We start from the raw sequence: 5548 nt of genomic DNA on the forward strand, positions 1-5548 counted from the left end.
ACCATCAAAAAGATGACTGTACAAAAAGAAATAGGATTCCTTCTCCCTCCTTTTTATGCATTAGCCATCTTTCCTGAAACACAGTTAACTAAACAATGCTAAACTGTCTCTTTAACCGTAATAGATGTCAGTATGGCAACAAACAGAATCGTCAGACCTGAATACAAAAATGTAGTTATACCTACAATACCAATTCCAGATAATATGATGCATACATCTATCCCAAAAATTATGATACCAGGATTTATTGATAGTTTATTTGCAATAATCTTTGCTAGTAAATCCGTCCCTCCTGTAGTCGTCTCGTACCGTAGCATTAATCCAATACCTAAGCCAATAAATGTTCCGCCTAAAATAGCGTTAATGTATACAGGTATGTCCCAACTGATTTGAAATCCCGAAAGCCAATCCACACACAAGGAAGAGATCAATAACCCATGAAGACTCTGAATGAATAATTTCCTCTGATAATACCACGCATATATATAGAGAGGAATGCTCATAAAGATCATGCTCAGCCCAGTTGGGAAGTCAAAATAGTAATGAATCAGCAGGCCAATTCCAATCATACCGCCGTCGAGCAGATGGTAAGGACTGAGAAAGAAGTTAACGCCAATTCCAAGGAGTAAACTCCCTACCAGAATCGCTCCGGCCTTTTCTAATAGATGCATTGCCTGTCCTCCTTCCCTGCTTATCACACTAAATATATGATGGTTGTCCTATTTTAGTCGTACATGATTAGCAAATATATATATTCTGAATATTCTATTTAATAAGACATATTAATGGTAAAAACCACTAAAAACCGTTAATATTGAAGGCGTAACCACCATATAGATGAAATATTACCACTTTACAATGCTTTAGGTCATTTGACGGTTTTAATAAGTTTTTTTATAATTAAGTTATTTAAATAGAAGCAGAGGTGATTGATGGGATGATGCTTACGAATAATTGTTAGAACAAGCTTGCACTATGAATAGGCAAACTAGTTTTGCAATTTCCCGTCGGACTTACCCTGATACACTTATATTATTTTTAATATCTTAGGAGGTGGGCTCCTTATTTGCCTTACTAGGCGAATTAAGGAAGACTATTTGGACATAATAAACTTGGTTTTTGTAGCCATTTTAATTGCTTTGACGGCATTTTTTGTAGCTTCAGAGTTTGCAATCGTTAAGGTGAGAAGTTCAAGAATTGACCAGTTAATTGAAGAAGAGAAACAGAATTCTCTTAAAGCAAAGCGAATTGTCTCCAATTTGGATGAATATTTATCTGCATGTCAGTTAGGCATTACCATTACTGCACTAGCTCTCGGATGGATTGGCGAGTCTACAGTGGAAAAAATTATAGGCCCCCTTCTAACTGGTATAAATATTCCTGATAACGTTTCCCATATTCTTTCTTTTGCAGTCGCCTTTATCTTAATCACCTTTCTTCATGTTGTTGTGGGAGAATTGGCGCCAAAAACGCTGGCCATTCAAAAAGCTGAAGAAATTACGTTGCTTGTATCCAGACCGCTGATCTTTTTTAATCAGATTATGTATCCCTTTACCTGGGTGCTAAATGGCTCAGCAAGGCTTCTTATTCGTACATTTGGTTTACAGCCTGTTTCAGAAAATGAAATTGCCCACAGTGAAGAAGAGCTGCGAATTATTCTATCTGACAGCTACAAAAGTGGTGAAATCAACCAATCAGAGTTTAAATATGTAAATAAGATTTTTGAATTTGATGACCGAATTGCAAAAGAAATTATGGTGCCTAGGACTGAGATTGTCACCTTTTCTAAGGATGATACAATTGAAGATTTCTTTAAAATCATGACTGAGGAAAAATTCACTAGGTACCCAGTTATTGACGGCGACAAGGATCATGTCATTGGGATGGTTAATGTGAAAGAATTTTTCACAGAAATGATTACAAACAAAAATCAGTCAACAAAAACCATTGAACCATATATCAGGCCAATTATTCGTGTTATTGATAGTATCCCTATTCATAATTTGCTATTAAAAATGCAAAAAGAACGTATTCATATCGCCATCTTGATGGATGAATACGGGGGCACCTCTGGAATGGTTACAGTTGAGGATATCTTAGAAGAAATTGTTGGAGACATACGTGACGAATTTGATTTGGATGAGATACCAGATGTACGAAAACTCAAGGATGACCATTATATCGTTGATGCCAAACTACTAATCACCGAAGTAAATGATTTGCTGGGACTTGAAATTGTGTCTGAAGATATTGATACCATCGGCGGTTGGATGTTGACTGAGAATTACGAGGCTAAACAAGGTGATATCCTAACACAAGGACCTTTTAGTTTTAAAATTAAAGAAATGGAAGAACACCATATCCGTTACATTGAGATATACAAACATGTCCAGCCAGTTTCAGAAATCAAACAATTTCCCCTTCAACAAACTGAAATTGTTTCATAACCAACCACCCCTGTTCTCAACGAGCAGGGGTGGTTTTCGTTTTAAATTGCTAAATCCTATGAATGTATCTAATTAAAATAGCAGCAGGATAAGAATAACAGCAGCAGCCATTTGACAGCTTGCCAGAAGTACCGTATATAAACCAGCTTTTGCCCCCTGCGCAATTAAATCAGCAAATTTCACTCTTAATCCAATTCCTGCAAGGGCGGTAATTTCCAAGAAGTTCCCCGTTGCCTTCATACTCATTTCAAGCAATTCCGGAAGGGCTAAACATGTATTTATCGTACATAGAATAAAAAAACCTTTAATATACCAAGGAATAGTGTACCATTTAGTTTTCTGCGCTGAGGGTTGTTTCTTCCCGCGTAAAGAGACTAATAAGGAAATAACGCCTGCTAAGAGCAGGATTCGAACGATCTTAAATATAGCCGCCTGATCCTTTACCTCCTCACTAACCATACTTCCACTGGCAACCACTTGGCCAACAGATTGGAGTACACCTCCAATTAAGGCTGATGAAGGTATTATCCTATCACTATAAAGAAGTCCTACAAGCCATGGTAAAACTAACATTAAAATGGTTCCAGTGAGGTTCACCATCGTTATGGCTAAACCTTTTTGTTTATCATCTGCTCCTATAGCCGGTGCGACCGCCGCGATTGCTGAAGAACCACATACTGCATTTCCACCAGCCATCAACATCCGAAAATCTTCTTGTAACCCCATCCTTTTTCCCATCCATAGAGCAGCAGTTACGGTACTCATCATGATTAACAGGATAAACAAGGCTCCGTTCCATCCAATTGCAGCAATTGCCTGGAAACTGACTGTAGCACCTAGTAGAATAATCGCTGTATATAATAATGTGGATTCAGAAAATTTGGTTCCTGCGTCTAGCCGGGAATGTCTGCTTACTCCTAAATTCCCAAGAAAAATCCCAGATAAGATCGAAATGGTTCCAGCTCCAATGTTAGGAAACCATTTTCCCGCAAATAAAGACCCTGTTCCAATTATCATGCAAACAAATAACCCCGGTCCTATCTTCCTTAATTGATTTCCCATATACCCCATCCCAAACAAAAAAATTTCATATCTATCATACTTTTATTCTCTCCCTCCAGCAAGCTGCAGCTAAAAGGATCAAAGCTATTTTCTCACTAAAAAACCCAGCATCGATAAATCGATGCAAGGGGCTTTATCATACAGTGAACTTCCTGACTAATGCCTGAAGCTCCTCTGAAAGATGTGAAAGTGATTCTGATGATGACGCGATTTCTTCCATCGCTGCAAGCTGTTGTTCCGTTGCTGCTGAACTTTCTTGGCTGGCTGCCATACTTTCTATTGAAAAATGTTTAACCTGAAGGACAGCTTGTACAATATGCGCACTGCTGACAGATAATTGTTCAACTGCTGTAGAAACATCTTGAACTTTTTCTGATACATTTCCAACCGATCCCGTAATTTGGATAAATGCATCATTCACTTCTTGTGTTTGAAGCATTCCTGATGCTGTCTTTTTATTCCCAGCAGCCATTAATTCCACAGCTTTATTCGTCTCATCTTGAATCACACCAATCATGGACGAAATCTGTTCAGCCGATTTTTTTGATTCCTCGGCGAGTTTTCGTACTTCATCAGCTACTACGGCAAAACCTTTACCATGTTCTCCTGCTCTTGCTGCTTCTATAGCCGCATTTAAGGCGAGTAAATTGGTTTGATCAGCAATACTCGTAATCATACCAACAATCTTACTAATTTCATCAGATCGATGTCCAAGCGATTCAATCATATAAGAGGCATCTTTGACAGACTCATGTATTGCCTCCATTTGCTGAACGACTTTTTCAACTTTTTCCATTCCTGCCTTGCTTACAAGGCTTGCTGTATCTGCTGCTTTTTCCATTTTGTCACCGCTTGAAGAGATGGCTTGAATACCCGCTGACATTTCTTCAATGGACTCCGAAATATGATCCAGTTCAAAGGCTTGTTTATCAATTAAAACCGCATTGCCTTCAGTCAATCTCGCTACCTGTTTGGCAGCCAGATTGCTTTGCTCTGCGCTGGCTGAGAGCTCTTCACTACTCGATGCAACCTGTTCAGAGGATTCATGAACTAATTTAACTACACTGCGTAAATCATGTACCATTTTATTCATTGACGATGCCAGTGTCCCAATTTCATCACGATTTTTCACTTTAATTGTTTGAATCGTTAAATCTCCATTAGCCACTTCCTCTATTGCTGCGGAGGTTTTGCGGATGGGCAGCGAAATGTGCCTGCCCAATGTTATCGAAAGACCTATTCCAATTAACACGCCAGCTAGATCAACAATCAGAACAATAAGCTGCATTCTATTTGTCTTATGATTTTCCACTTTCTTAATTTCAATCATTTGCTTTTCTTGGTATTCTTTATACATGACCATTTTTTCTGTAAATGTTCTGCCGATCCCAGCCTCCGTCGCTTTCAAGATCGTCATATACTCTTCTTCACTGCCCGATTGTTTATAATGCAGCTGTCTGTCTGCTGCTTGCTGATAGGCCTTCTCTGCATCACTTATATCATTCAACAGCTTCTTACCAGCTGCTGTTTTTTCTCTACTGAGTACATCCTTAACTAACGCTTTCATTTCTACGGTACTTTGTTTATAGTTTTCTAAATATTTTTCATCGCCCGTCAGCAAATAACCACGAACATGATTTGTTTCATCCTGCATAAGCGCATTCATATTGTTTATCTCAATTAATTTTTGGACGTCATTTTCTAGAATTTCTTGATATGCGTCATTAACCCGGCCAATTTCCCAGTTAGTAACCAATGTAGTGACGCCTAAAATAATAAGAACAATCGTAAATGCTCCGGCCAATTTTTGTCTGATTGAAAGTTTCATAAATTTCCCTCTCTATTCTTATACGGTTTTTATGCCCCACACACTGAAATACCTCTACTCTTTACTATCGGTAAGCGTTACCATTTTTAAAGGAATCCAAAAGTTTTGTATATCGTTTATCTCTCTTTAAATGTTTCTCAAGTAATAAAAATGGGAATATAATGATTAGGTACTATATTAGAGGAGGGTTTCTATATGGATGAAGTTCGTG

4 protein-coding genes are annotated in these 5548 nt (G+C 38.2%); 1 reads left to right on the top strand and 3 read right to left on the bottom strand.

Annotated elements, in window-relative coordinates; all coding sequences use genetic code 11:
• Positions 1–98 precede the first annotated feature (98 nt).
• Complete coding sequence (locus tag AC52RT_RS02345) at positions 99–671, bottom strand: YitT family protein (RefSeq protein WP_495539255.1); 573 nt, start codon at positions 669–671, stop codon at positions 99–101.
• A gap of 426 nt (positions 672–1097) precedes the next feature.
• Here AC52RT_RS02345 and AC52RT_RS02350 point away from each other — a divergent pair, with 426 nt between their 5' ends.
• Positions 1098–2447: a hemolysin family protein gene (locus tag AC52RT_RS02350; protein ID WP_495539256.1), complete on the top strand. Its 1350-nt coding sequence runs from the start codon at positions 1098–1100 to the stop codon at positions 2445–2447.
• A 72-nt stretch (positions 2448–2519) separates the two neighbouring features.
• Here AC52RT_RS02350 and AC52RT_RS02355 read toward each other — a convergent pair whose 3' ends face one another.
• Both AC52RT_RS02355 and AC52RT_RS02360 read right to left on the bottom strand, forming a co-directional pair.
• Entirely contained in the window at positions 2520–3509 is a 990-nt protein-coding gene (locus tag AC52RT_RS02355) for a YeiH family protein (protein ID WP_495539257.1), read from the bottom strand.
• 136 nt (positions 3510–3645) lie between these two features.
• Entirely contained in the window at positions 3646–5337 is a 1692-nt protein-coding gene (locus tag AC52RT_RS02360; RefSeq protein ID WP_495539258.1) for a methyl-accepting chemotaxis protein, read from the bottom strand.
• Positions 5338–5548: the final 211 nt, after the last annotated feature.

Source organism: Peribacillus sp., assembly GCF_059453735.1.